Raw genomic sequence first — 26,952 nt, 5'->3', positions numbered from 1 at the left:
GAGAAAATAGCGCACAAGCGTTCGCTGAAATAAAACAGTCATAAAAAACGGCTTACCTAAGTAAGCCGTTATCTAGTTTAGTCTAATTTTTCGAGTGTTTTAACTTTGCTCAGTATCTGAATTTGGCTCATCAACTTGCTGAGGTGTTAACTCTACCACGGCTTCATCAACGCGCTGTAAACCACGAGGTAACTTGTTCCCTCTGCGGCCTCGCTCGCCATGGTAATGCTCAAGGTCGCTTGGTTTAAGCGTCAATTTACGCTTACCTGCATGCAGCGTAACACTGCTGCCTTGCGGCACAACAGCTAATACTTTTACAAACTCTTCGCGCGCTTGTACTTTAGCGCCCGGAATAGAAATAATCTTATTGCCCTTCCCTTTACCTAGCTTAGGTAAATCACGCAGTGGGAATAACAACATTCGCCCCTCGTTAGAAATTGCCATACAGTAATCACTGGCAACGTCATTAACGCGAATTGGCGAAAGTAACACACCACCTTTTGGCACACTCACTAAGGCTTTACCGTTTTTGTTTTTACTGACTAAATCTTTAAAGTCAGTAATAAAGCCATAACCGGCATCAGAAGCCATTAGCAATACTTGAGCGTCTTCACCCATAACTACGTGCTCAAAGCTTGCGCCTGAGGTTAAGTTAAAGCGCCCTGTCATAGGCTCGCCTTGGCTTCTTGCAGAAGGTAGGCTGTGGGCATCGGTCGCAAATGCACGCCCAGCTGAATCTAAAAATACCGCAGGTTGATTACTTTTACCTCGCGCTGATGCTCTATAGCCATCACCGGCACGGTAATTTAACCCTTCTACATCTAAGTCATGACCCTTACCAACACGTGCCCAGCCTTTATCAGATAGAACAACAGTCACAGACTCTGAAGGGATTAAATCTTTTTCGCTCAGAGCTTTGGCTTCCACACGCTCAATAACAGGTGAGCGACGATCGTCGCCATACATTTCTGCGGCTTCTTGAATTTCTTTTTTAAGCAACGTCGACATGCGACGGTCTGAGCCTAATGTTTGCTCTAATTTGTCACGCTCTTTGGCTAATTCGTCTTGCTCACCACGAATTTTAAACTCTTCAAGCTTTGCTAAATGGCGAAGTTTTAATTCTAAAATGGCTTCCGCTTGAATATCGGTTAACTCAAAGCGTTCCATTAATAATGGTTTAGGCTTATCTTCAGAGCGGATAATTTCTATAACTTCGTCAATATTTAAAAAGGCAGCAAGCAAGCCCTCTAAAATATGTAATCTTGCGAGTACTTTATCGAGTCGATATTGCAAACGACGACGCACTGTTTCACGTCTAAAAGTCAGCCATTCAGTTAAAATACTACGTAAGTCTTTAACTTGTGGACGGCCATCTAAGCCCAGCATATTTAAGTTTACGCGGTAATTTTTTTCAAGATCGGTTGTTGCAAATAAGTGCGCCATTAATGGCTCAGCTTTAATTCGGTTTGAACGCGGCACAATCACAATACGGGTTGGATTTTCGTGATCAGACTCATCACGTAAGTCAGCCACCATTGGTAACTTTTTAGCGTTCATTTGCGCTGCAATTTGCTCAAGTACTTTTGCACCCGAACATTGGTGCGGCAAAGCGGTAATGACGATATCGCCCTGCTCTTCACAATACACTGCACGCATTTTAATTGAGCCACGGCCGGTTTTATAAATTTTGTGAATATCAGCTTTAGGCGTAATTATTTCAGCATCGGTTGGGTAATCTGGCGCATGCACTAAATCCAGTAACTCTTCGAGCTCTGTTTTTGGCTTATCAAGTAATAAACAACAGGCACTGGCCACTTCACGCACATTATGCGGCGGTATATCGGTTGCCATACCCACAGCAATACCAGTTACCCCATTAAGTAATATATGCGGTAAGCGCGATGGCAACACTAAAGGCTCATCCATGGTGCCATCGAAGTTTGGCGTCCAATCAACGGTCCCTTGACCTAATTCTTTAAGTAATACCTCAGAGAATTTAGATAAACGTGCTTCGGTATAACGCATTGCCGCAAATGACTTAGGATCATCAGCTGCACCCCAGTTACCTTGCCCATCCACCAAGGGGTAGCGATAAGAGAACGGCTGCGCCATCAGTACCATGGCTTCATAACAGGCACTATCACCATGAGGATGGTATTTACCTAATACGTCACCCACGGTACGGGCTGATTTTTTGTATTTTGCATTTGCCGATAATCCCAACTCACTCATCGCATAGATAATACGACGTTGCACTGGTTTTAGGCCGTCACCAACGTGCGGTAAGGCACGATCCATGATCACGTACATTGAATAATTTAAATAGGCGTCTTCGGTAAAACGCCCCATTGTTTGTTGTTCAATTCCTTGCATTAGCAAGGTATCTGTATCACTCATTAAAGCTTACCTAGTTTTTCTTATAGATTACGCGGTAAATTACGTTTGCGTAATCATCGCTTACCAATAGACTGCCATCATTTAATTGTGCAAATGCAACAGGGCGTCCAAATGTCGTTTCGTCTTGCATAAAGCCGGTGATCAGTGGCGTATACTTTGTTACCTTGGTATTTTCTATAGTTGCCACTGCCACTTTATAACCGACCTTTTTAGAGCGGTTCCATGAACCGTGCTCAGCTACAAATAACTGTTGTTTATAGCTATCAGGGAACTGCTTGCCGGTATAAAAATGAATACCTAATGGCGCAACATGCGCACCTAATGCCAATGCAGGTTGAGTGTAGTCAGCAATGTTTTTGCCTTCACCAAACTCCGGATCAACAATAACGCCGCCATGCACGTATGGAAAACCAAAATGTTCTTCTTCTTTAGTGATGCGGTTTAGCTCATCGGGTGGAATATCATCCCCCATCATGTCGCGGCCATTATCGCTAAACCATAGCATTTGCGTGCTAGGGTGAAAGTCAAAGCCTACAGTATTGCGCACACCTTTGGCTAAAGTGGTTATTTCTTTGGTGTCGGTGTTTAACGAAAAAATACGACCAAACCGAGGATCTTCTTCGCAAATATTACAGGGAACACCCACCGGAATAATCAGCTCGCCGTTTGGCGCAAAGCGTAAAAACTTCCAGCCATGGTGGCGCTCTGACGGTAAATCGCTATAAAACACTTCATACTCAGGGTTTTTGAGGTGCTTATCGATATTTTTAAAACGAATAATACGGTGCACTTCACCTACATATAAGTCACCGTCTTTAATCGCTAAACCCGAGGGCATATTCAGTCCCTCTGCAATCACTATTTTTTTATCTGCAACGCCGTCGCTGTTATGATCAATCAATGCATACACATTACCCGCATTACGCGAACCTGCATACACTATACCTCGGCTTGATACTGCAATTTGCCGAGCATTTTCAACATCATCAGCAAATAAGCTTATTTCAAACCCTGGGGCAGCCGTCAGCTTGTCGAGAATATTTTTCGCCATCACTGGCGATGATATCAAGCCGAGTAACAACAGTGTGCTAAATAGTCTTTTCATTTGCCTCTCCTGTAGCCCAAAGGCTTATTAAACTTGTGCTTTGTTACCGTGATCTTCAAGCCATTGGCGGCGATCTGATGAACGCTTTTTAGCGAGTAACATATCCATCATTTCCATTGTTTGCTCTTCTTCATCAAGTGTTAGCTGCACTAAACGACGGGTATTTGGATCCATGGTTGTTTCACGCAATTGTAGCGGGTTCATTTCACCCAAGCCTTTAAAGCGTTGTACGTTCACCTTACCGCGTTTTTTCTCTGCTTCTATACGCGCTAATATTCCGGTTTTTTCATCTTCATCAAGCGCGTAATAAACATCTTTACCAATATCGATTCTAAACAGCGGTGGCATAGCAACATATACATGCCCAGTTTTAACCAATTGTGGGAAGTGGCGCACAAATAAGGCACACAATAAAGTAGCAATGTGCAGTCCATCCGAGTCAGCATCCGCTAATATACATATTTTATTGTAACGCAGCCCTGATAAATCACTTGAATCGGGGTCAATACCCAATGCCACTGAAATATCATGCACTTCTTGAGAGGCCAAAATTTGCCCTGATTCTACTTCCCAAGTATTTAAAATTTTACCTCTTAGTGGCATGATTGCTTGGAACTCACGATCTCGCGCTTGTTTAGCTGAGCCACCCGCTGAATCACCCTCTACTAAAAACAATTCCGTGCGGTCATTATCAGCAGCACTACAATCGGTCAGTTTGCCTGGTAATGCAGGGCCTGAAGTAACACGTTTACGAACTACTTTTTTAGCCGCGCGTAAGCGACGCTGTGCATTTGAAATACATAATTCAGAAAGTAACTCTGCGGTGTCAGTGTGCTCATTTAGCCATAAGCTAAAAGCATCTTTTACGACACCCGATACAAACGCAGCACATGAACGTGATGAGAGTTTTTCTTTGGTTTGCCCTGCAAATTGTGGGTCTTGCATTTTTACCGACAATACATAACTACAACGTTCCCAAATATCATCTGGGGTGAGCTTTACACCACGTGGTAATAAGTTTCTAAATTCACAAAATTCACGCATCGCCTCTAAAAGCCCTTGGCGCAGGCCATTTACGTGGGTGCCACCTTGTGCGGTAGGAATTAAGTTTACATAACTTTCGGCTGTTGACTCACCGCCTTCAGGCATCCATACAACGGCCCAATCAGCGCCTTCAATAGAACTTGAAAACTCACCTACAAATGGGTCTTTAGGCAGTATCTCATAGCCTTTAACTGCTTCTACTAAGTAATCTTTTAAGCCGGTTTCATAAAACCACTCTTGGGTTTCTTTCGTTTGTTTATTTACAAACTTAATACGCAAACCTGGGCATAGTACCGCTTTGGCTTTTAATAAATGGTTAAGCTTAGTCAGTGAAAAGTTAGCAGAATCAAAATAGCTGGTATCTGGCCAAAAGCGCACGGTAGTACCGGTATTGCGTTTACCCACTGAGCCAATAACATTTAAATCTTCAACTTTATCGCCATGCTCAAAAGCCATTCTAAATTGCTGTGCGTCACGGCGAACCGTTACTTCCACACGGGTAGATAGCGCATTAACGACCGAGATACCTACCCCATGCAAACCACCAGAGAACTGGTAATTTTTATTTGAAAACTTACCACCTGCGTGTAATTTGGTGAATATTAGTTCAACCCCAGGAATACCTTCTTCAGGGTGAATATCTATCGGCATCCCCCGACCATCATCGCTCACTTCAAGTGAGTTATCTTCATGCAAAATGACATCAATACGCGTCGCATGCCCGGCCATTGCTTCATCAACACTGTTATCAATAACCTCTTGGCCTAAATGATTGGGGCGCGATGTGTCTGTATACATGCCTGGGCGGCGTTTTACCGGCTCTAATCCATTAAGTACTTCAATGGCTTCGGCGTTATAATTTTGTTGAGTCATAGTTTTTATCTTTATATACGCTAATATCTGATTTTAAGAAAATCGACAATGCTTGAAAAAGCTCGCTCAAAGCCATTAAAGCTATGATCGCCGCCAAATTCAATTAACTGTTTACATTGTGAGTAATACTTTATTGCGTGCTGAAAATTTAACACTTCATCCCCTGTTTGCTGTAATAAATACAACAGTTCAGGGTGTTTTAACTCTGTCACCGTTAATGCTTTTAACGCATCTATATGACGAGATTGTAATTGGTAATTATAATCTTGATACGGATTATAATTAGGCCCAAGTATAGGCTCTAATAATGTATATGGGGCAACGGCAGGATTAATTACCACCGCAGGAATTTGATAACGCTGCGATAAATACGTGGCAAAAAAACCACCTAACGAGCTGCCCAATAATACGGTATTCGGTGTTAATAGTTGTTCAAGCGCTATAATCGCCTCTATAGGTTCATGATTTAAGCGTGGCACACAATAATCAACATCATAGTGTGCCATAAGCTCACCAAAGCGCACAGCTTTATATGATTTTTCAGAGCTATTAAAACCGTGAATATAGATTACTCGTTTAACCATACCACGTCCGTGCGTATATGCACCTTTTGTTGCTCAGCATTTAAGTGCAGCATACGATAAGCCGCCCCTTTATCTTCTTGCTGCCAAGTAGCACTGTGCTTTGTAAACTGCACGGAACTGGCCGGTGTCGCGTAAATATCAAGCTCTCTAAATTGCTGTTGGTAGTCATTGTGAACATGCCCATGAAACAGCGCATCAACGCGGCCATTATTAACTAATAAATTTAATAGCTGCGGCCCATTTTCTAGCATGTGTTTATCTAGGTAGCCATTAATAGGCAATGGGTTGTGATGACAAAATGCAATATGACGATTATCTGAATCGACTAAACACGCCATAATTTCCTCTAAATGCGAGGGCGTCACCCACCCAGCAGGGGTATTTCCTTTAGAATTAATTAATATCAGTTCAAACCCTTGCGCCACAATATGTTTAGCGCGTTGTATTTGCCCGCCACTAATTAAATTGAGCTGATCAATTTCATCATGATTGCCGGGAACCCAAAATACGGGGCAATCAAGGTCACTATTATGAATCAGTTCAGCAAATAATAAATAGGAATTAAAGCTGTGATCTTGGGTTAAATCGCCACCAAATATCAAGGCATCAGGCTGCTGTTTTGCTATATCTGTAAGTGCCCTAGTAAAATGTTCTGCGGTGTTAACCCCAAAATACTCGCCCTGCTTATCGCTAAAAAGGTGACAATCCGTTATATGGGCTATACGAAGCTGGGCTTGCTCAAAATAATACGTATCATCAAACCAAGCCATTATTTACATCCCAATTAAGTGTTGATTGACCTCGCTCTACACAGGCAACCAACCAATCATATAAAAAAGCATTCAACTGATACTTTTCATCTTTTTGATGCATCTTAGGATTAGGGTAGCCATAGGAAGGTTTGATTCGTTGATGGTAATCATGATGGACAATTTCGGCTACTTTAGCATCATTATATAAGCGCACAGTTAAATACAAAGGCGAAATACCACTTACCATTCCTGATAACTGTTTAATAGATACATCAAGGGTGTACTTGGCATTGTCATCTATGTTGATGGCAAATTCACTGTGGCCCAGTTTGATTTCTCTAACACTGCCAATCGCTCGTTCACTAGGTAGTAATTTTAAAAGGCGTACGTAATTATGCTCACAAAGTGTTAAATACTTTGGAAGGCTTTGAATGTATCGATTAGTCGTTAAAAGTGCTGTCAAAATACCGCCATTACTATTAAAAAATTAAAAACTATGCCCACTTCTTACGTATTCTGTCGCGATTTAGTGCTAACCATTGCAAGCAAATTACCGTAGCCGCATTATCTATCTCGCCACGATTGAGTCGCTGCAGTGCTTCGTCTACGTGCATAATATGGGTTTTAATATCTTCACCTTCGGTGTCTAACCCATAAATGCCGGTGCTCATTTGGCTTAAATCGGCATGAGCTAAATATAAAAACAAACGCTCTGTGGTACCGCCGGGGCTTGAAAGGTAAGACAACATAAACTCAAGCTCTGTTAAATTAAGTCCCGCTTCTTCAAACGCTTCTTTTTTAACAACCGACTCGTAATCTTCACTGCCATCGGTCATGCCCGCTATACATTCTAACAGCCAAGGCGTGTGTTTGCTTTTAATTGCGCCAATTCGAATTTGTTCAATTAGCAGCACTTGCTCAGTCACTGGGTCATAAGGTAAAACTGCGACCGCATCTCCGCGTTCAAGAATTTCTCGACGAATAACCTCAGACTCTCCACCCGCAAATAAGGCATGCTTAAATTGATAAAGGTTTATTTTAAAAAAACCATCATACAAATTTTCAATTGGTTTTAATCTCACATCGTCATGGGTAAATTTAATACGACTTTTATTCGCCATCTATTCTTTCCTTTTTGAGGGTGCAAATACATCAACGTCATTTAGGTATATATTCTGTTACACTTGAGAACGCTGTTTTACTAATTTTTTTTTTAGTTATTAGTTAAAACAGGTTAACATGCTACTAGTACAAAAATTGTCTAAGGACCGAACATCACATGAAAAAGAACATCCTTGCTGCACTGGTTAGTTTATCATGCGCATTGGGCTCAACCGTAGCCAATGCAGAAGATTTACTTCAAGTTTTTGAAATCGCAACAGCCAACGATCCTACCGTTTTAAAAGCAAAAGCCCAAGCTGATGCACAATCATACCAAAGCGATCGCGCTATGAGCGCACTATTACCGCAAATTGGTTTAAGCATGAGTTATGAAAAAAGTGACTCGACCTCTTTTCAAAGCGTAGGTGATTTATCAAACCAAGTTAAAGTCGAAAGTGAAACGGACCAATTCAGACGTGGTATTAGCTTAAGCCAAACGCTATTTGATTTGGGCGCGTGGAATTCACTCGGCATTGCTGACAAACAAGCACTGCAAGCTAGTGGCCAGTACGATTTTGCTAAACAAGATTTAATAGTACGTGTGGCTGAAGGCTATTTTAACGTATTAAGCGCTATTGATAACCTTGAATTTGTACAAGCTGAAAAACGTGCCATTGAGCGCCAACTTGAACAAACTAAACAACGTTACGCTGTAGGTTTAACGGCTATTACCGATGTACATGAAGCACAAGCACAATTTGATAACTCAGTAGCGCAAGAAATCATTGCTAATAATGCGGTAGAAACAGCCCGTGAGCAACTACGTGAGATCACCGGTAAATACCATGCAAAGCTAGATATGTTAAACACCGAAACGTTTTCTACTGTTAAGCCAAGTACGCCTGCAACTGATTTAGTTAAAATAGCGAAAGACAAAAACTTAAATCTGCAAGTATCAAAAATAACGGTTGATATCGCTAAAGAGCAAATTGAACTTGCTAAAGCAGGGCATTATCCAAAACTAACTTTAAATGCTAGTTACGGCGACTCATTAACAGATAGCGAGTTAAATGGCGCTAGTTTTGACGACCAGCCTCGTTCAGATTCAACATCTGTTGGACTTAACTTTAGCGTACCACTTTACTCTGGTGGCGCAACGGTTGCTGCAACAGATCAAGCACGTGCATTTTACGTTGCTGCGAGCCAAGATTTTGAAACGGATTATCGCGCAGTAACTCGCTCTGTTATTACTTCTTATAACCAAGTGGTATCTGATATTGCGACCTATAAAGCGCTTGAACAAGCGGTTATTTCAGCACAAAGTGCACTAAAAGCCACTGAAGCGGGTTTTGAAGTGGGTACACGTACCATTGTTGATGTGCTCGTCAGTACGCAAAACTTGTACAACGCAAAGCGTAATCTTGCTGATGTGCGTTATCGCTATGTTGTGTCAACGCTTCGTCTAAAACAAGCAACAGGCACATTAAGCCGCGAAGACTTAGTGGGTATAAACCAAGGGTTAAATACCGTTAACTAAACACACGACTTCATTATAAATAATTACTAAAGCCAGCTTTTTGCTGGCTTTTTGTATTTTTGAGCGCATAGCGTTAAACTAGCCTTTTATTTTTTAGAGAAATTTTTGTGGTCAACTCATCCCCTTTTAAAGCCTCTTTTTTAGGTCCTCGTTATTGGCTAACTTGGATTGGTGTCTTATTTTTATATCTCATTTCATGGTTACCACAAAAAATACAATTAGCTATGGGTAAGCAGCTAGGACGCTTGGTTCATAAATATATGAAGCGCAGAAGGCATATTGCTGAAGTTAATATTAAACACTGTTTCCCCACGATGAGCGAAGTCGAGCAACAACAGCTGGTACTTAAAAATATGGAAAATACCGGTATTGCTATGGTTGAAACCGGTATGGCTTGGTGGTGGCCACAATGGCGGGTCAAAAAAGTATTGGGATCAATAAAAGGGCTTGAGCACTTTGAGCGCGTACAACAATCAGGAAAAGGCGTTTTATTACTTGTTCCACATATACTTCATCTTGAAATGACAAGTCGTGTAATGGGTTTGAAGTGCCAAGGTATTGGCTTTTACCGCCCACATAATAATCCGCTTATGGAATACTTTACTACCAATGGGCGTCTTCGCTCTAATGAATACATGGTTGGAAAAAAAGACGTAAAAGGATTATTAAAATCATTAAAAAATAAAAAGCTGTGTTATTACTTACCCGATCAGGATTATGGCCGTAACCGCTGTGAGTTTGTGCCTTTTTATGCAGTACCTGATACAGCAACAACCACCGGAACACTAATGTTTGCAGGTAGTAAAAACTGCGAAACAATGAGCTTAATTGCTTATAGGGATGACAACGGAAAATATCACCTAGAAATCGTGCCTGAGCTTGAAAACTTCCCAAGCGGCGATAATAAAGCCGATGTAACACGTGTTAATCAGCGCATGGAACAATCAATAAATGCCGCCCCTGAACAATATATGTGGCTACATAGACGTTTTAAAACACGACCCGATAAAGACGCCCCCTCTTTTTATTAAAGATGGGTTATTAAAATAACAAAGATGAGTGACAGCCATGTGGTTTTGGATTAGATATATACTTTTAGCTTTATTGTTAATTGGTGCAGCCATTTACTTTTTACTAAATGGTACGTCGTCACTTAATTATCAACAAACCACCAACGCTGCTGCTGAAGGGTTATCGCGGTTTTATGCATCAATTCGAGATAGAATTACTGTCAATAAAGACAATGACAAATTTGTCATTGAACTCGAAAAACCCGATCTTAGCCTCGACAGAGCGCTAAACCAACGCTCTTTTGTAGTAGAGCCTATGCCTTTAAATTGGAGTGGAGAAGTAGGCCCGCGTCGCTTTCAACGTGACTCAACCTTGCGTACTGTACTGACCCAATATGCTAATAACGAAGGTATTACTTTAATGTGGTACTTAGACAAAGATTACGTAATAAAAGATCACTTTCGTATAGATAGCAGTTTTAACTCCGCTTTATACCGCGTTAGCCGCTCTATTAATGATGACTTTTCAAATGAAGTGTATGCGTTTTTCTGCCCTAAACAACGTGCAGCGGTGATTACCGAGCTACCGTCTGAATTTGTACGCTCAAACTGTTTAAAGCTAAGCAATTAACTACATTCGGTTTAATTTTGTTGATATGCGCTCAAATATTGCTGAGCGCATAACATTAAATTGCTCAATCTAGCCCAAATATTGCCTTCCAAACCGTGCTAACATTATTGATATTTTCACTAAACTCTTCGCGTTTAACGCAGCGACCTTGCTGGTCTAAGCTCAATACATGATAGCGTGAGCGATAGTCTATATACGCTTGAATAAGCTGCTGTTTTTGAATATCGCTGATACAGCCAATTTTAGCCGCGTCCGTTAAAATTCTCACATTGTCAGAATTATCGCATAAGTGGGTAAACTCATGGGCATGTTTTAATACCAAGTATTGCGTTATAAACTCAATATCGGTCATGGCACCTACATCTTGTTTTAAGTCAAATTGCTGCGCATTGCCTTTAGCCAAATGGCCACGCATTTTTTCGCGCATTTTAATCACGTCTGCTTTTAAAGTTTGTTCATCACGTTGTTGGCACAATATCTCGGCGCGAATTTGTGCAAACCGTGTTACTAATTCAGCTTGGCCTAAAATCAGCCTCGCTCTAACCAGCGCTTGATGCTCCCATGTCCATGCTTGCGTTTGCTGATAATGATTAAAGCTTTCTAGGTTAATAGCTAATAGCCCTGATGCACCTTCTGGACGCAGACGAGTATCTAACTCATATAAAATACCTGAGGCGGTACGGGTATTAAATAAATGCATTAATCGTTGTGCGAGTTTTAAATAAAACTGCCTTGAGTCAATCGCTTTATCACCATTTGTGTAGCTTGTACCATCATGGTTATGCACAAAGACTAAATCGAGATCCGAGTCATAACCCACCTCAAAACCGCCAGTTTTACCATAAGCAATAACTGCAAACCCCTTGTTTTCATCATCGGTGTTAGGTGGCATACCAAAGCGTTTTACGCAGTGGTACCACGCAATATTTACAGCCTGATCGACTATAGCTTCAGCCAATGCTGTTAAGTGATCGCTTACTTTCATTACATCAATAACGCCCGTCGCATCAGCTGCGGCAATGCGTAATTGATGGGTTTGTTTAAACTGACGCAGCGCTTCCATTTGCTGCTCTAAATCGTCATGTTCAATGCGTAAAAAATACTGCCTTATTTCATCTTTATACGCAGTTAATGGGGTTGGCTTGTAAAGCACAGCTGGGTCGATAAGTTCATCGAGCAAAATGGGGTATAATGAAATATGCTCGCCAATCCATTTACTGTGACAACAAAGTAAAACCAATTGTTTTAGCGTTCCTGGATTTTCATACAGCAACTCTAGATAAGCGGTGCGCGAAATAATTTTATTTAATATTTGGCATACCGTTGCAAAGGCGCTAGCACTGGCATTAAAGTCGTTTAACTGTTTAAGTAATGCCGGCATTAATTTATCAAGAATATCGCGCCCACGATTGCCTACTTTAGCTTTAGAAAGTCGTTGTTTAAAGTCGTATAATGGTGTTTGCCATTCATCTCTGGGCTCATTTAAAAAGCTAACATCGCCGTGATCCCAAGCACTAATAAACGCCCCTTCACAGGTATCAAGTGGTTCAGTTTCTTCGCCTATAACCTGTGTAAATTCGTTATGTATTTGGCTCATCACATGTTCTATTTTCACAAGCGTTGCAGCAAAATCTGCCTGAGCGAGCAACACATTGAGTCGCTGTTGATTTAGCTCATCATCGGGCAGTGTTTGTGTTTGTTGATCATCAAATATTTGTAGGTATTGCTCTACTTTGCGTAAGTATAAGTAATTGCTTTTTAAATCTTTAGCTTCAAGCTCATCAATAACTTGGCTTAGTGTTAACTCTTTTAATGCAATTAATAAAGATTGCGTTTGTAAGTTTGCCTCTCTGCCACCTCGCACCATCTGCAAAGCCTGAACAATAAACTCCACTTCGCGAATACCACCACCACCTAACTTAATATTATTGGTTAAGCGCTTACGACGCACCTCTTGGGCAATCATAAGCTTCATTTTTCTTAGCGACTCAATAACCGAAAAATCAATATAACGGCGATACACAAAAGGCTTTAATAACGTATTAAACTCCTGCCAATAAATGTTAGGCGTGCCAATTAAGCGCCCTTTTAACATCGCGTAGCGCTCCCAATCACGCCCTTGCTCTTGGTAGTAATCTTCAATGGCATTAAAGCTCATTACCAACGGACCACTTTCCCCAAATGGTCGCAAACGCATATCTACGCGAAAAACTTGGCCATCGACCGTACATTGATTAAGTGCTGTAATTAGCTTTTGGGCAACTTTAGTATAAAAGACAGATGCTTCAAGCGAGCGACGCCCACCTTGGGTTTTAACATTGCGAGGATATGCAAAAATAAGATCGATATCAGATGAGTAATTGAGTTCTTGTCCACCTAGTTTACCCATTCCTAATACCATTAACGGTAACGGGTTGTTGTGCTCATCTAATGGCTCACCATTGGTTTTAGCGACATTTTTATAGGCCCATTGATTAGCACTGTCGATCAGTTTATTAGCAAGTTCACTAATGTATTTAATACTATTTTCAATCGGGTTTTTGCAGCATAAATCTAAAAAAGCCACCTTTAACCAGTATTTTTCTCGGTATTGGCGCAGTAACTTATGGCACTCAATCTCTACTATTTTAGTTATATCTAGCTGTGCAAAAGGGTCTAAAATTTCTCTATTTTTAATTTCGTGCTCACACAGTAACCAAGACAGTAGCGCAGGTTGAGAGCTTAAGCTGCGCCAAGCAAAATCACTTAACGCCAATAGCCGTATTATCTGCTGCTGGTTTTGTTGCTCTGGGTACAGCGCGGCAAAGCGTGTTTCACCGAGTTTTTGTAATTCAATAGGAAGCTGCGTGTCGTTACTCATCAATACCCTCTTTTATCTCACCAATAACCATACTAGAATGGTTAAAAACCTATCAAGGTAAATCTATTTAGGAACACCATGTCATATTTGTCATTATCTAACACTAGTTTAGTTGCGATTGCTATTAGTTTTGTGGTTATTTGTGTCATCATCATCAGTTTAAGAATTGTTACTCAAATAAAAGCAAAACAAGCACTTAAAGAAGAATTGGCGCAGCATGATAACTTTGCAATGGGGATTAGTTTTGCCTCTGAAATATCTGTTGTTATAGCCACCATGGCGTTTTTATTTGATGAAATTAGTATTAGCACCGCACAATCAAACCCATTAAAAGTGATTTTGTTAATTGTGCTGCTCTTTTCATTTATTAAAATGGGGCATTTAATCCATCGTAAATGGATATTACGCCGCTTTAATGAGGAAGCCGCAATACTAAAGCAAAACGTCTGTGCTGCGCTGGTTGACTCGGGGATGCTTATTGCCAATTGTATTTTAGCGCTGGGTTTATATACATGGACACATACTCAGGGGTTTAGTAATTTATTAATTGCCTCAGTAAGCTTTTTTGTGTTGCAAGGAATGTTTGCTTTGGACAGTAAAATACGTGAATACCGCTTTGCTAAAGCAAATCAAGGCGCCTCATTGCAAAGTAATTTTGGCTTAGAAAATACCTCTATTGGTATTCGCTATGCGGGTAAGTCAATTGGATTAGCACTTGCGGCGTATGCTGGTTTATCTAGTGCGGCCTTTCAAAATGGTAAAATGGTAGAAAACTTATTTACCTTGGTAATGCATTGCGGTGTGATGTGGCTGTTACTATACTGTTTAACGTATATTATAAAAATTATTTCAATGCCTAATATCGACACCGCACTTGAAGTTGATCATCAAGATAATATTGGTATTGCGTGTATTGAATTTGCTGTATTTTGTGCTATTGGTTACTTACTTATAAGTATGTTTTCAATTTAGTACCAAACTGGTTAAATTAAGCCGTTACTAAACGTCCCTATTTAATAGTCTGGTAAATTAACAGGGACTTTAGGCATATGGAAATAAAAACAGCGAGTTATCTCTTAATTGATATAGACAACGAGTTTAGCCATTCATTTATTAAACACTATATAAACTCAAATGATCCAGCTAAAAAAGACATCGTTATTGCCGGGGCTAACACCCAAAAGCTGGTTAAAATGATGTTTGATGAACTCGTTAAAGATTATTGCTATTGCGATATTGAAAACGAAATAAGCATTTCTGAGCTGGCCAGCTACCTACACGAACACCACAATATTCAGGGGGTACTGTTTAACCAAACAGATTACTTGCTCGCCGATGATACACAGCGCTTTATTTATAATTCACTGCATGAAAAACGCTATATGGTTATTCAAACAGATCAAGGGTATGAAATTAAGCCCATAAAAGATGAATGCCATTCAAACCATTTATCGTGTGATACCGACATAGCTCAAACTGCACAAGAGTTAACAGAGCTTTTAACCCCCGAATATGAAAAATAAATAATTGCACCCAAGCCTTTGCTTACTTACCATAGAGAGATATAACTTCTATGTAAAAAAGTGATTTGCCATGCGAGTGCCCCATATTTATCAATCATCACCGATTGCTCTCAACACCCCTTTAAATCTTGACGATGACGCTGCAGGCCATGTAGGTCGTGTGCTACGAATGAAAGTGGGCGAGCAGGTTTCTATTTTTAATGGTGAAGGGGGTGAATTTCTCAGTGAAATTATTGAAGTGAGCAAAAAAACCGTGGTTGTTATGCCCCTTGAATTTAATCCTCATGACGTTGAATCGCCATTAAAGATTCATTTAGGCCAGTGTGTATCCCGTGGCGATAAAATGGATTTTACCATTCAAAAGTCGGTTGAATTAGGGATCACTGAAATAACGCCTATTTTTAGTCAGCGCTGCGGCGTAAAACTCAGTGGCGACCGCCTAGAAAAAAAACACCAGCAATGGCAAAAAATAGCCATTGCTGCTGCAGAGCAATCCGGACGCAACTTTGTACCAACCATTAATCCTCCCGTAGATTTAAAACACTGGCTTGAACAGCAAACCGATGCAATTAAATTAACCTTACACCCGCGCGCCGAGCACAGCATTAAAACCATTACTGTTCCTGATGGTGGCGTACGCTTTTTAGTGGGCCCTGAAGGGGGATTTACCGATGATGAAATGGCGCAAACTAAACAACAAGAATTTGTAGATATTCGCTTAGGTCCGCGAGTACTTCGCACAGAAACAGCAGCGTTAACCGTTTTAAGTGCACTGCAATTACAATTTGGCGATTTAGCTAATTGAAATAACTAAAAGCACCCACATATCAAGATTACAGTTGTAAAAAACACATAAATTAAGGCACAGCGCATGGCAATTAAGTTAGGTATTATTTCAGATCCTATTAGTGGATTTAATATTAAAAAAGACACCGGTTTTGCAATGATGATGCAAGCACAAACCCGTGGCTACGAAATTTACTACATGGAAATGGATGATTTATCGCTGCGTCAAGGCAATGCCTACGCCACTGCAGCCAAAGCTCAAGTTTTTGATAACGCTCAAAAGTGGTACCAACTTGAAGAAAAAGAAACCATAGCGCTGGCTGATTTAGACGTTATTTTAATGCGTAAAGATCCGCCTTTTGATACTGAATATATTTACGCAACGTATATTTTAGAGCGTGCAGAGCAAGCAGGCACATTAGTGATTAATAAACCACAAAGCTTGCGCGACGCCAATGAAAAACTCTTTACAGCTTGGTTTAGTGAACACACGCCAGATACATTAGTAACACGCAGCCAAAAACAAATCCGTGAGTTTTTAGCCCAGCATAAAGATATTATTTTAAAACCGCTTGATGGCATGGGTGGCGCCTCTATTTTTAGAGTAAAAGCCGATGATGCTAATATAGGCGTAATATGCGAAACCTTAACCGAGCATGGTAGCCGCTTTGCCATGGCGCAAAATTATATCCCAGAGATCACTCAAGGCGATAAGCGCGTATTGGTTGTTGATGGTGAAGTGATTCCTTATTGCTTAGCGCGTATTCCACAAAATGGCGAAACACGCGGTAATTTAGCCGCAGGCGGTCGTGGTGAAGCACGCCCAATTAGCGAATCAGATCTTAAGATTGCAAAGGCGGTCGCCCCTACTTTGAAAGAAAAAGGCTTAATATTTGTAGGTTTAGATATTATTGGTGATAAGTTAACTGAGATTAACGTAACAGCGCCAACCTGCGTAAAAGAAATTGAAGCCGCTTACGATATTTCAATTACCGGCATTTTATTTGACGCCATAGAGAAAAAGCTTAATAAATAAATTATCACTGAATCAGTTCAAAGATATAAAGCGATGACGCTTATCGTGTCATCGCTGAAAACTCGAATAAATTTTTAGTGTTAAAACATGGGACTATGCCATACTCAAGATTCAATAACTAAAAGGGTAAAACTTATGCAGTCATTAGAAAATCACTTTTTAATCGCAATGCCATCAATGCAAGACCCTTTTTTTAAACGTGCCGTCACTTATATTTGTGAACACAACGAAGAAGGCGCTATGGGATTGGTGATCAATCAGCCGATTGATGTCACCGTAGGTGAGTTACTCGACAAAATTGATATTGATAACGATAAATCTCAACATGCCGCGCAAGTGACTGTGTTTGCTGGCGGGCCGGTAAAAACAGACCGTGGCTTTGTGCTACATTCACCTAAACCTGGGTACTCGGCAAGCCAAAAGTTGAGCAGTGATATTATGATCACCACCTCAAAAGATGTGTTAGCCACGTTAACCACTGCCCAAGCACCCGAGCAATTTATTATTACTTTAGGCTACTCCGGTTGGGAACAAGGCCAATTAGAGCAAGAGCTATTAGACAATAGCTGGCTGATCATTAAAGCCGATCCTAAAATAATTTTTGATACTCCAGTAGAAAAACGCTGGGAAATGGCAGTCTCTATGCTTGGTTTTGATATTGGCCAATTAAGCCCCGAAGCTGGACATGCTTAATAACATAAAAGATAAACATGACTAAAAAAATAGTAAAGCCACAAGGTGAGCGCACCGTAATGGGATTTGACTTTGGTACCAAGAGTATTGGTATTGCTATTGGTCAAGAGCTCACTGGCAGTGCGACCAGCTTAAAGGCGGTGAAAGCCCAAGATGGCATCCCTAATTGGGATGACATTGCTGTGCAAGTAAAAGAATGGCAACCCGATTTAATGGTTGTAGGTTTACCGCTAAACATGGATGGCACCTCACAAGAGGTTACCTTTAAAGCTAAAAAATTTGCTAATCGTTTACACAACCATTACGGCATTGCAGTTCATACTCAAGATGAGCGCTTAACGACTGCAGATGCAAAGGCACGGTTATTTGAACGTGGTGGCTATAAAAATTTAGGTAAAGGTAACGTAGATAATATGTCTGCAGTGATCATTCTAGAGAGTTTTTTTGAAGCCAGTTATGGTGAATAAAGAACTTAACCCACATAAAAAAAGCGCCTAAGGCGCTTTTTTTATGTGGGTTAAGACTAAGTCATATTGCCTTTGTCATCAAGGCCATCAATGGTCACACCTTGTAAGAAGCCTGCGCCTTGTTGCTCGTTATTACGTAGTTTAATCATCAAGCGTAAGTCATTTGGCGAATCCGCATGATGCAGCGCATCGGCATAATTAATACGTTGCTGTCTGTAAAGCTCAAACAGCGCTTGGTCAAAGGTTTGCATGCCCATCTCTGTTGATTTAGCCATGGTTTCTTTAATGCCACCAATATTACCGTTTTTAATTAGCTCACTGACCATTGGCGTATTAAGTAATACCTCAATGGCAGCAACACGCCCTTCCCCATCAGAGGTAGGAATAAGTTGCTGAGCAATGATAGCGCGTAAATTTAATGCTAAGTCATATTTAAGCTTATCGTGCTTTTCTTTTGGTACTAAGTGCATAATGCGGTCAATGGCTTGGTTAGCATTGTTAGCATGCAAGGTGGCAACACATAAATGACCCGTTTCTGCAAAGCTCAACGCATATTCCATGGTTTCTTGCGAACGAATTTCACCAATTAAAATAACATCAGGCGCTTGGCGCAAAGAGCTTTTAAGTGCCGATTCAAAGCTTTCAGTATCTAAACCCACTTCACGTTGAGTAATAATACTTTTTTGATGTTCATGCACAAATTCAATCGGATCTTCTATGGTTAAAATATGCCCACGTTGATTGCGATTTCTATAACCAATAAGTGCCGCCAAAGACGTTGATTTACCGGTTCCCGTACCACCTACAAATAACACAAGTCCGCGCTTTGACATAATCACATCGGTCAATGCAGAAGGTAATCCAAGCTCTTTAACGTCGGGAATCTTAGTGACGATTCGGCGAATAACCATGCCCGCTCTGTCGCGTTGCCAAAAAGCCGAAATACGAAAGCGCCCTTCGCTAGTTGCAATCGCAAAGTTACATTCTTTAGTGTTATGAAACTCTGCTTTTTGTTTTTCACTCATCGCTGATTCAACTAACTCTAGCGCTTGCTCATCTGTTAATTTATCGTCATTAAGAGGAGTTAGCTCGCCGTTAATTTTAGCGCTAATAGGAAGTTGGCTCGATACAAATAAATCAGAGCCTTTTTTGTCGATCATTATTTGTAAAAAGTGATTTAAAGATAAAGTCATAATAATTCCTTAAGCGCTAAACTGCGTCTTATCTTGCGCTTTTGTATACGCCGCTGAGTGAGTGATAATGCCACGGTTAACTAAGCTTGTTAAACATTGATCCATGGTTTGCATGCCTTGCGACGCACCTGTTTGAATTGATGAATACATTTGTGCAATTTTATCTTCACGGATTAAGTTACGAATAGCAGGCGTTGCCAACATAATTTCGTGTGCAGCCACTCGCCCTCCCCCTACTTTTTTTATCAGTGTTTGCGAAATAACTGCACGCAATGACTCAGAGAGCATAGAGCGGATCATATCTTTTTCTTCGCCAGGGAATACATCAATAATACGGTCAATGGTTTTAGGTGCAGAGGTCGTATGCAAAGTACCAAACACCAAGTGACCGGTTTCCGCAGCGGTCATAGCAAGGCGAATAGTTTCTAAATCTCGTAACTCACCCACTAAAATAACATCAGGGTCTTCACGGAGTGCGCTGCGTAGTGCGTTAGAAAAGCTATGTGTATCACGATGAACTTCCCGCTGATTAATTAAGCTGAGTTTATTATCGTGAACAAATTCGATAGGATCTTCGATGGTCAGCACATGATGATGCTTAGTTTGGTTAATGTAATCGACCATCGCCGCAAGCGTGGTCGACTTACCTGAACCTGTAGGGCCCGTGACTAACACTAGGCCTCGTGGGTTATCTGAAATTTGTTTAAATATTTCAGGTGCGCCTAAATCTTCAAGAGTGAGTACGTCACTCGGGATAGTACGAAACACAGCAGCAGGGCCACGATTAGAGTTAAAGGCATTTACACGAAAACGTGCTAAATTAGGGACTTCAAAAGAAAAATCCACTTCGAGATTTTGTTCATAGTCCTTACGCTGGTTATCATTCATAATGTCATAAACCAGACTGCTGACTTCTTTATCTCCAAGTGCTGGTATATTAATACGTCGCACATCGCCATCAACACGTATCATAGGTGATACCCCTGATGATAAGTGCAAATCTGATGCTTTATGTTGCACACTAAATGCCAATAATTCGGTGATATCCATTTATGACTCCACAACTAACTGATAAATATATGGTTACAATAGCAGAACGACTCACATCCGCCTACGCTAGAATTGCAGAGGCAGCGCACAAAGCACAACGTAATAGTAACGATATTACGTTACTTGCAGTATCTAAAACCAAACCCGCTACTGATATTATGGCAGCTTATGAGCAAGGGCAACGTCAATTTGGTGAATCTTATGTTCAAGAGGCTGTAGATAAAATAGCGCAACTAGACACATTTAGCGATATTGTTTGGCATTTCATTGGCCCTATTCAGTCAAATAAAAGTGCTTTAGTCGCTGCCAATTTTGCTTGGGTGCAAAGTGTAGACAGACTTAAAATAGCCAAGCGATTAAACAGTCAACGCCCTGAAACAATGCCGCCACTGAATGTACTTATTCAAGTGAATATTAGCGAAGAAGAAGCAAAGTCTGGTTGTCACCCCAATGAAATCACTGAGCTGGCGCAATATATAGATCAATGTGCCCATTTACAGTTGCGCGGACTGATGGCTATTCCCGCTAAAAGCGACGATGCAAACACGCAAATTCAATATTTTGAGCAATTACAAACTTGCTTTGATAAACTACAGACCCAATATCCTCATATAGATACGTTGTCGATGGGGATGAGTAACGATGTAGAAGCTGCCATAGCGGCAGGTTCAACCATGGTGAGGATCGGCACAGATATTTTTGGAACACGAACTTAAAAGGTGATAACAGACATATGTCAGATAAAAAAATCGCATTTATAGGCACAGGTAATATGAGCTACGCCATCATTGGTGGCATGGTAAAAAACGGCTTTAACGCAAATAATATTATTGCGACTAACCGCAACCAAGAAAAACTAGCTAAGGTAGCTGCCGATTTCAAAGTGCAAACCACCAGTGACAATAACGAAGCTATGCGCGATGCCGATGTCATTGTTTTGTCTGTTAAACCACAAATGATGGGCGATTTATGCCAATCATTTCAAGATTCAGGTGTCGACTTTAGCGATAAATTATTTATCTCAGTCGCGGCAGGCTTAACCGTTAAGCGCTTACGTGAAATGCTTGGTCAAGATGTAAAAATGGTACGTTGTATGCCAAATACGCCATCATTACTTGGTCGTGGTGTATCTGGCTTATATGGTGCAGGCGAAACTCAAAGCGAGCATGAGTTTGTACAGCAAGTATTTGAATGTACAGGCATCGTTGTATGGGTTGAAAAAGAGTCGCAAATAAACGATGTGATTGCTGTTACCGGCTCTTCACCGGCTTACTTTTTCTTATTTATGGAAGCCATTGAAGAAAAAGCCAAAGCGCTTGGGTTTAGTGATGAAGACGCACGCCGCTTAGTGCAGCAAACCGCCCTTGGCGCAGCTGAAATGGCACTTAGCCAAACTGATATTAGCATTTCACAATTACGTTCAAATGTGACATCAAAAGGCGGTACCACGCATGCAGCCGTTGAGCATTTAAAAGCACAAGGTTTAACTAAAACCGTAGGCGATGCAATGGATGCGTGTATTGCGCGTGCAGTGCAAATGGAACAAGAACTTTAAAACCATTTTTTATTGAAGGTTATACTATGAATGCCATGCAATTTTTAATTAGCACCTTGTTTGATCTATTTTTAATGGTGGTACTACTGCGTTTTTGGCTACAGTGGGCAAAAGCCGACTTTTACAACCCAATGAGCCAATTTGTGGTCAAAGCCACTTCGTTTGCAGTTAACCCACTGCGAAAAATCATTCCAGGGCTAGGCGGGCTTGATTTAGCCTCTTTGTTGCTGGCATTTATAGTGGCTGCGGCAAAAATAAGTACCCTAATGTGGCTGATTTATAGCTCTTGGGCTATTCAGCCTGTGCTTATACAGGCGCTAATAACTGTTTTAAAAGAAGGTTTAAATTTAGTCTTTTGGGTATTAATCATCCGCGCTATTTTAAGCTGGGTAAGCCAAGGCTATAACCCAATTGAAGCGGTATTCCATCAGCTTACTGAGCCAATGTTAAAGCCCATCCGTAAAATTTTACCGCCATTAGGGGGATTAGATTTATCGGTACTGGTACTAATCATCGGCATTCAGTTTTTACAGATGCTGCTAATGGACATTTTAGCTTAAGCATAACGTAATATAAAAGAGGCCTAGCGCCTCTTTTTACATACTCAGGAGTTAACTATGCAACGTTTAATAAAGTTTTGTTTTATTGCTTGTCTCGCTTTAGCATTTAATGCGCACAGCGCACAAGAACAAGGCGCTCAATATAAAGAACTAGGCCCTTGGCAAGTTCATTATATAGCCTTTCCATCAACGTTTATTCAGCCACAAATAGCCAAAACGTACGGCCTGGAACGCAGTGGCTACAAAGGTATTGTTAATATTTCTATCTTAAAAAATGATACTGATAAAACAGCGCAAAAAGCGACATTACAAGGCACCGCTAGAAATTTATTAGGCAATAAACAAAGCCTCAACTTTAAAGAAGTGGTTGAAGGCGACGCTGTTTATTACCTCGCTCAAGTAGATTACACCAACGAAGAAATTTTACGTTTTGAAATTGAAATCCAACAAGGTAACCAGTTCCAAACATTAAAGTTTCAGCAAAAATTTTACGTAGATTAAATATGACCAACACCTTAGTACTTGCAACCGGCAATCCCGGCAAAGTAAATGAGCTGGCTAACATGCTCAGCTCGCTTAATATTAATGTAGTACCACAAAGCGACTTTAACGTGAGCGAAGTGGCCGAAACAGGCACCACGTTTGTAGAAAACGCGATAATTAAGGCGCGTCATGCAGCTAAAATAACTGGATTACCGGCTATTGCTGATGATTCGGGATTAGAAGTTGATAGCTTAAATGGCGCACCCGGCGTTTACTCTGCCCGCTTTGCAGGTAAAGGCGCAAGTGATCAAGATAATATCGATAAATTACTGGCTGATTTAGGCGATAACCCTAACCGCCGTGCTCGTTTTTGGTGTGTATTGGTACTGATGCGTCACGCCGACGACCCTACCCCACTTATTTGCAGTGCTAGCTGGGAGGGCGAAATAACCCTTAGCCAACACGGTGAAGGTGGCTTTGGCTACGATCCTATCTTTTTTGTGCCATCAGAAAATTGCACCAGTGCAGAGCTGACAAAAGCGCAAAAAAATACCCTAAGTCATCGTGGGCAAGCACTTAAAATGTTACTGCAAGAGCTACAACACAAAGGCGGCCTGTGAACCTTCCTCCACTAAGTTTATATGTGCATGTGCCATGGTGCGTGCAAAAATGCCCGTACTGCGACTTTAACAGCCACGGACAAAAAGGTGACATCCCTGAAGCTGAGTATGTACAGCATTTAATCGACGATTTAAAAGCTGATTTACACTTAGTACAAGGGCGTAAAATTCACAGTATTTTTATAGGTGGCGGCACACCAAGCCTATTAACCGGCGCGGCATACACCCGTTTACTCAAGGAAGTAGATAGCCTAATTGGCTTAAGCGATAACTGTGAAATAACCCTTGAAGCAAATCCCGGCACAGTCGAAACTGGCCGTTTCAAAGATTATGTAAAAGCAGGCATTAACCGTATCTCTATCGGCGTGCAAAGCATGCAGGACGATAAGTTAAAAGCCCTAGGTCGAATTCATGGTGCCGATGAAGCCAGTTATGCTGCACAGCAAGCCAGTGAAGCAGGGCTAAATAGCTTTAACCTTGACTTAATGCATGGCTTACCAGGGCAGTCTCTTGATGATGCACTGAGTGATTTAAAACAAATTATTGCGCTCAATCCACCGCATATTTCTTGGTATCAGCTCACCATTGAGCCCAATACGCAATTTGCTTCAAAACCGCCGACTTTGCCACAAGATGAAACCTTATGGGATATTCAAGAGCAAGGCCAAGCATTATTAGCACAAGCTGGCTATCAGCAATATGAAATATCAGGGTATGCAAAACCTGGCTATCAATGCCAACATAACTTGAATTATTGGCGGTTTGGCGATTATCTTGGCATTGGCTGCGGCGCTCATGGTAAGGTCACAGATGCGAAAACGGGGGTGATAACACGCACTGAAAAGGTAAAACACCCTCGGGGCTACATGGATATTATTAAACCCTACTTGTACAAAAGCTGGCAAGTAGAGCAAGACGACTTAGCGTTTGAATTTTTTATGAATCGCTTTCGTTTAATAGAGCCATGCCCTATAAATGATTTTAATGCGCTGACGCAGCAACCACTGCAAAGCCAACAGCATGCACTAGATAAAGCCATTAATGCCGGTTTACTAACAAAAACAGACAGCCACTGGCACGTTACACTCCAAGGGCAACGTTTTTTAAATGATCTACTTGCGTTATTTGTTTAGTGACAATAATAGGTTTCTAACAACAAAAGGGAAACGAATGCGTAAACTTACTCTAATTGCTGCCACCATTAGTGTGGCACTGCTTGCAGGTTGCCAACAAGCAACACAACAATCAACGCCTGCACCTGCGGTTCAAGCTCAACCTGTTCAAAGTGAAATTGACAAAGCGAATGCTTTTTTTGAAGACACTTTTAATCGTGATGTAATGAACAGCCCGGTTTATCAAACCTACATGGGCATCAAAAAAGATTACGATAAATGGGATGACAACAGCGAAGAAAAAGCCCTTAAAGACTTGGCACAAGCTAAAGCCGATTTGGTCACACTCAACAGCATTAATCGTGCGCAATTAGATACAGCAACCCAAGTAAGTTATGATTTAAAAAAACAAGATTTAGAAGCCAGCATTGCTGATTTCAAATGGCGTTACCATAACTACCCAGTAAACCAAATGTTTGGTACGCACTCTATGGTGCCGGCTTTTTTAATCAACCAGCATCAAATTAGCAACGTAAAAGAAGCCAACGATTACATTGCTCGTTTAAATGGGGTGCCCGGTGTATTTGATCAGCTTATTACTGGCTTAGAAATTCGCGCCGATAAAAACATCATCGCGCCTAAATTTGTATTCCCACACGTCATTGATTCAAGCAAAAACATCATTAAAGGTGCGCCGTTTGAACAAGGTGAAGATTCTACGCTTTTAGCTGACTTTAAACGCAAAGTTAATGCCTTAGAAATAGACCAAGCTGAAAAAGATGCACTTATTAGTAAAGCGACTGAAGCATTAAAAACAGCGGTTAAACCTGCTTACTCTAAGTTAATTAACTACATTGCACAGCTAGAAAAACGTGCTGATGACCGTGACGGTGCTTGGAAATTCCCTGATGGCGAAGCGTTTTACAATAACGCACTGAAACGCACCACCACGACAGACCTTACAGCAAAAGAGATTCATGCCATTGGCCTTGCTGAAGTATCACGTATTCATGATGAAATGCGTGCCATTAAAGATAAAGTCGGTTTTGAGGGCGACTTAAACGCCTTTATGCAGTTTATGAAAACCGACAAGCAATTTTATTTAGCTAACACTGAAGCTGGTAAAGCACAGTACCTAAGTGAAGCTAAAGGCTTAATTGATAACATGAAAACACGCTTAGATGAGCTGTTTATTGTAAAACCAAAAGCCGACATGATTGTAAAACGTGTTGAAGCATTCCGTGAAAAAGCGGCAGGTAAAGCGTTTTATCAACAACCTGCGCCAGATGGTTCTCGCCCAGGTATTTACTACGCCAACCTATACGACATGGAAGCAATGCCTACTTACCAAATGGAAGCCTTGGCTTATCATGAGGGGATTCCGGGTCACCATATGCAAATTGCCATTTCACAAGAACTTGAAGGTGTACCTAAGTTCCGTAAATTTGGTGGTTACACAGCCTACATTGAAGGCTGGGGGTTATACTCAGAATTACTACCAAAAGAAATGGGCCTTTACGAAGACCCGTATTCAGATTTTGGTCGCTTAGCCATGGAATTATGGCGTGCATGTCGTTTAGTGGTTGATACCGGTATTCACGCAATGAAGTGGACTCGTCAAGAAGGTATTGATTACTACGTTAACAACACCCCTAACGCCACTTCTGACGGTGTAAAAATGGTTGAGCGTCATATTGTAATGCCATCTCAAGCAACGGCTTACAAAGTAGGTATGCTGAAAATTTTAGAACTACGTGAAGATGCTAAAATGCAACTTGGCGATAAGTTTGATATCCGCCAGTTCCACGATGTAGTGCTTAAAAATGGCCCTGTACCATTAAACGTACTAGAAAACTTCGTTAATGAGTGGATTGCCAGCAAACAAGCTTAATTTTTAAGTATTTACTTAAAGGTTATAAAAGGTCGCAATTGCGGCCTTTTGTTTTATAAAGCAAAAAATTAAGCTAGGATAAAGTTGGA

Annotated in this window: 26 protein-coding genes; 16 read left to right on the top strand and 10 right to left on the bottom strand. The window is 41.0% G+C overall.

Going from position 1 to position 26,952, the window contains the following annotated elements:
* Window positions 1–99 precede the first annotated feature (99 nt).
* From parC to BM380_RS07315, 7 genes are read right to left on the bottom strand one after another with little or no spacing between them, the layout of a single operon-like run.
* On the bottom strand, window positions 100–2,397 hold the full coding sequence (gene parC, locus BM380_RS07345; RefSeq protein ID WP_013465834.1) for a DNA topoisomerase IV subunit A: 2,298 nt from the start codon (window positions 2,395–2,397) through the stop codon (window positions 100–102).
* A gap of 10 nt (window positions 2,398–2,407) precedes the next feature.
* Window positions 2,408–3,502: a PQQ-dependent sugar dehydrogenase gene (locus BM380_RS07340; protein ID WP_090493784.1), complete on the bottom strand. Its 1,095-nt coding sequence runs from the start codon at window positions 3,500–3,502 to the stop codon at window positions 2,408–2,410.
* Between the two features lie 27 nt (window positions 3,503–3,529).
* Window positions 3,530–5,419 carry a DNA topoisomerase IV subunit B gene (gene parE / locus BM380_RS07335; RefSeq protein ID WP_013465836.1) on the bottom strand — a complete coding sequence of 630 codons (1,890 nt, stop codon included), beginning with the start codon at window positions 5,417–5,419 and terminating at the stop codon, window positions 3,530–3,532.
* A gap of 20 nt (window positions 5,420–5,439) precedes the next feature.
* The gene (locus BM380_RS07330; RefSeq protein ID WP_008110593.1) at window positions 5,440–6,003 is read right to left on the bottom strand and encodes a YqiA/YcfP family alpha/beta fold hydrolase; all 564 of its coding nucleotides are present in this window, start codon (window positions 6,001–6,003) and stop codon (window positions 5,440–5,442) included.
* A complete protein-coding gene (locus BM380_RS07325) occupies window positions 5,988–6,773 on the bottom strand; it encodes a metallophosphoesterase (protein ID WP_013465837.1) in 786 nt (261 codons plus the stop codon). The genes BM380_RS07330 and BM380_RS07325 overlap by 16 nt, the downstream gene beginning before the upstream one ends.
* Complete coding sequence (locus BM380_RS07320) at window positions 6,760–7,218, bottom strand: DUF1249 domain-containing protein (protein WP_013465838.1); 459 nt, start codon at window positions 7,216–7,218, stop codon at window positions 6,760–6,762. The genes BM380_RS07325 and BM380_RS07320 overlap by 14 nt, the downstream gene beginning before the upstream one ends.
* A gap of 31 nt (window positions 7,219–7,249) precedes the next feature.
* Window positions 7,250–7,876 (bottom strand): NUDIX domain-containing protein, encoded by a 627-nt coding sequence (locus BM380_RS07315; RefSeq protein ID WP_090493782.1) that lies wholly within the window; start codon window positions 7,874–7,876, stop codon window positions 7,250–7,252.
* Between the two features lie 158 nt (window positions 7,877–8,034).
* On the opposite strand from BM380_RS07315, the gene tolC reads away from it, so the two are divergent.
* From tolC to BM380_RS07300, 3 genes are all read left to right on the top strand, one after another.
* Window positions 8,035–9,393 carry an outer membrane channel protein TolC gene (gene tolC, locus BM380_RS07310; RefSeq protein WP_013465840.1) on the top strand — a complete coding sequence of 453 codons (1,359 nt, stop codon included), beginning with the start codon at window positions 8,035–8,037 and terminating at the stop codon, window positions 9,391–9,393.
* A gap of 107 nt (window positions 9,394–9,500) precedes the next feature.
* Window positions 9,501–10,424 (top strand): LpxL/LpxP family Kdo(2)-lipid IV(A) lauroyl/palmitoleoyl acyltransferase, encoded by a 924-nt coding sequence (gene lpxL / locus BM380_RS07305; RefSeq protein ID WP_090493780.1) that lies wholly within the window; start codon window positions 9,501–9,503, stop codon window positions 10,422–10,424.
* A 37-nt stretch (window positions 10,425–10,461) separates the two neighbouring features.
* Window positions 10,462–11,034 carry a toxin co-regulated pilus biosynthesis Q family protein gene (locus BM380_RS07300; RefSeq protein WP_028835648.1) on the top strand — a complete coding sequence of 191 codons (573 nt, stop codon included), beginning with the start codon at window positions 10,462–10,464 and terminating at the stop codon, window positions 11,032–11,034.
* 64 nt (window positions 11,035–11,098) lie between these two features.
* Here the strand turns inward: BM380_RS07300 and glnE are convergent, their stop codons facing one another.
* Entirely contained in the window at window positions 11,099–13,894 is a 2,796-nt protein-coding gene (gene glnE / locus BM380_RS07295) for a bifunctional [glutamate--ammonia ligase]-adenylyl-L-tyrosine phosphorylase/[glutamate--ammonia-ligase] adenylyltransferase (protein ID WP_090493778.1), read from the bottom strand.
* 78 nt (window positions 13,895–13,972) lie between these two features.
* Here glnE and BM380_RS07290 point away from each other — a divergent pair, with 78 nt between their 5' ends.
* From BM380_RS07290 to ruvX, 6 genes are all read left to right on the top strand, one after another.
* Entirely contained in the window at window positions 13,973–14,866 is an 894-nt protein-coding gene (locus BM380_RS07290; protein ID WP_013465844.1) for a DUF350 domain-containing protein, read from the top strand.
* 77 nt (window positions 14,867–14,943) lie between these two features.
* Entirely contained in the window at window positions 14,944–15,417 is a 474-nt protein-coding gene (locus tag BM380_RS07285) for a hypothetical protein (protein ID WP_013465845.1), read from the top strand.
* Between the two features lie 70 nt (window positions 15,418–15,487).
* Complete coding sequence (rsmE, locus tag BM380_RS07280; protein ID WP_064663512.1) at window positions 15,488–16,222, top strand: 16S rRNA (uracil(1498)-N(3))-methyltransferase; 735 nt, start codon at window positions 15,488–15,490, stop codon at window positions 16,220–16,222.
* A 66-nt stretch (window positions 16,223–16,288) separates the two neighbouring features.
* Complete coding sequence (gene gshB, locus BM380_RS07275; protein ID WP_013465847.1) at window positions 16,289–17,239, top strand: glutathione synthase; 951 nt, start codon at window positions 16,289–16,291, stop codon at window positions 17,237–17,239.
* Between the two features lie 135 nt (window positions 17,240–17,374).
* On the top strand, window positions 17,375–17,932 hold the full coding sequence (locus BM380_RS07270) for a YqgE/AlgH family protein (protein WP_013465848.1): 558 nt from the start codon (window positions 17,375–17,377) through the stop codon (window positions 17,930–17,932).
* A 17-nt stretch (window positions 17,933–17,949) separates the two neighbouring features.
* Window positions 17,950–18,399 (top strand): Holliday junction resolvase RuvX, encoded by a 450-nt coding sequence (ruvX, locus tag BM380_RS07265; protein WP_033102541.1) that lies wholly within the window; start codon window positions 17,950–17,952, stop codon window positions 18,397–18,399.
* Window positions 18,400–18,455: 56 nt separating this feature from the next.
* On the opposite strand, the gene BM380_RS07260 is transcribed toward ruvX, so the two are convergent.
* Together BM380_RS07260 and BM380_RS07255 are read right to left on the bottom strand one after the other, a co-directional pair.
* The gene (locus BM380_RS07260) at window positions 18,456–19,592 is read right to left on the bottom strand and encodes a PilT/PilU family type 4a pilus ATPase (protein ID WP_013465850.1); all 1,137 of its coding nucleotides are present in this window, start codon (window positions 19,590–19,592) and stop codon (window positions 18,456–18,458) included.
* 9 nt (window positions 19,593–19,601) lie between these two features.
* A complete protein-coding gene (locus BM380_RS07255; protein WP_013465851.1) occupies window positions 19,602–20,642 on the bottom strand; it encodes a type IV pilus twitching motility protein PilT in 1,041 nt (346 codons plus the stop codon).
* Window positions 20,643–20,644: 2 nt separating this feature from the next.
* On the opposite strand from BM380_RS07255, the gene BM380_RS07250 reads away from it, so the two are divergent.
* Genes BM380_RS07250 through BM380_RS07220 form a run of 7 tightly spaced genes read left to right on the top strand, consistent with a single transcriptional unit; the run spans window position 20,645 to window position 26,863 of the window.
* Window positions 20,645–21,358 carry a YggS family pyridoxal phosphate-dependent enzyme gene (locus BM380_RS07250; RefSeq protein WP_024600821.1) on the top strand — a complete coding sequence of 238 codons (714 nt, stop codon included), beginning with the start codon at window positions 20,645–20,647 and terminating at the stop codon, window positions 21,356–21,358.
* 17 nt (window positions 21,359–21,375) lie between these two features.
* Complete coding sequence (proC, locus tag BM380_RS07245; RefSeq protein WP_024600822.1) at window positions 21,376–22,197, top strand: pyrroline-5-carboxylate reductase; 822 nt, start codon at window positions 21,376–21,378, stop codon at window positions 22,195–22,197.
* Window positions 22,198–22,223: 26 nt separating this feature from the next.
* Window positions 22,224–22,757: a YggT family protein gene (locus tag BM380_RS07240; protein WP_090493776.1), complete on the top strand. Its 534-nt coding sequence runs from the start codon at window positions 22,224–22,226 to the stop codon at window positions 22,755–22,757.
* Window positions 22,758–22,814: 57 nt separating this feature from the next.
* Window positions 22,815–23,258, top strand: coding sequence for a DUF4426 domain-containing protein (locus BM380_RS07235; protein ID WP_090493775.1), 444 nt, complete (start codon window positions 22,815–22,817; stop codon window positions 23,256–23,258).
* Window positions 23,259–23,260: 2 nt separating this feature from the next.
* Window positions 23,261–23,860, top strand: coding sequence for an XTP/dITP diphosphatase (locus BM380_RS07230; RefSeq protein ID WP_016900586.1), 600 nt, complete (start codon window positions 23,261–23,263; stop codon window positions 23,858–23,860).
* A complete protein-coding gene (gene hemW, locus BM380_RS07225) occupies window positions 23,857–24,993 on the top strand; it encodes a radical SAM family heme chaperone HemW (RefSeq protein ID WP_058155239.1) in 1,137 nt (378 codons plus the stop codon). The genes BM380_RS07230 and hemW overlap by 4 nt, the downstream gene beginning before the upstream one ends.
* Window positions 24,994–25,030: 37 nt before the next feature.
* Complete coding sequence (locus tag BM380_RS07220; RefSeq protein WP_090493774.1) at window positions 25,031–26,863, top strand: DUF885 domain-containing protein; 1,833 nt, start codon at window positions 25,031–25,033, stop codon at window positions 26,861–26,863.
* Window positions 26,864–26,952: the final 89 nt, after the last annotated feature.

The sequence above is a fragment of the Pseudoalteromonas sp. DSM 26666 genome (assembly GCF_900116475.1).
GTDB classification, from domain to species: domain Bacteria; phylum Pseudomonadota; class Gammaproteobacteria; order Enterobacterales; family Alteromonadaceae; genus Pseudoalteromonas; species Pseudoalteromonas tetraodonis.
This window is presented reverse-complemented; position numbering and strand designations above follow the sequence as displayed.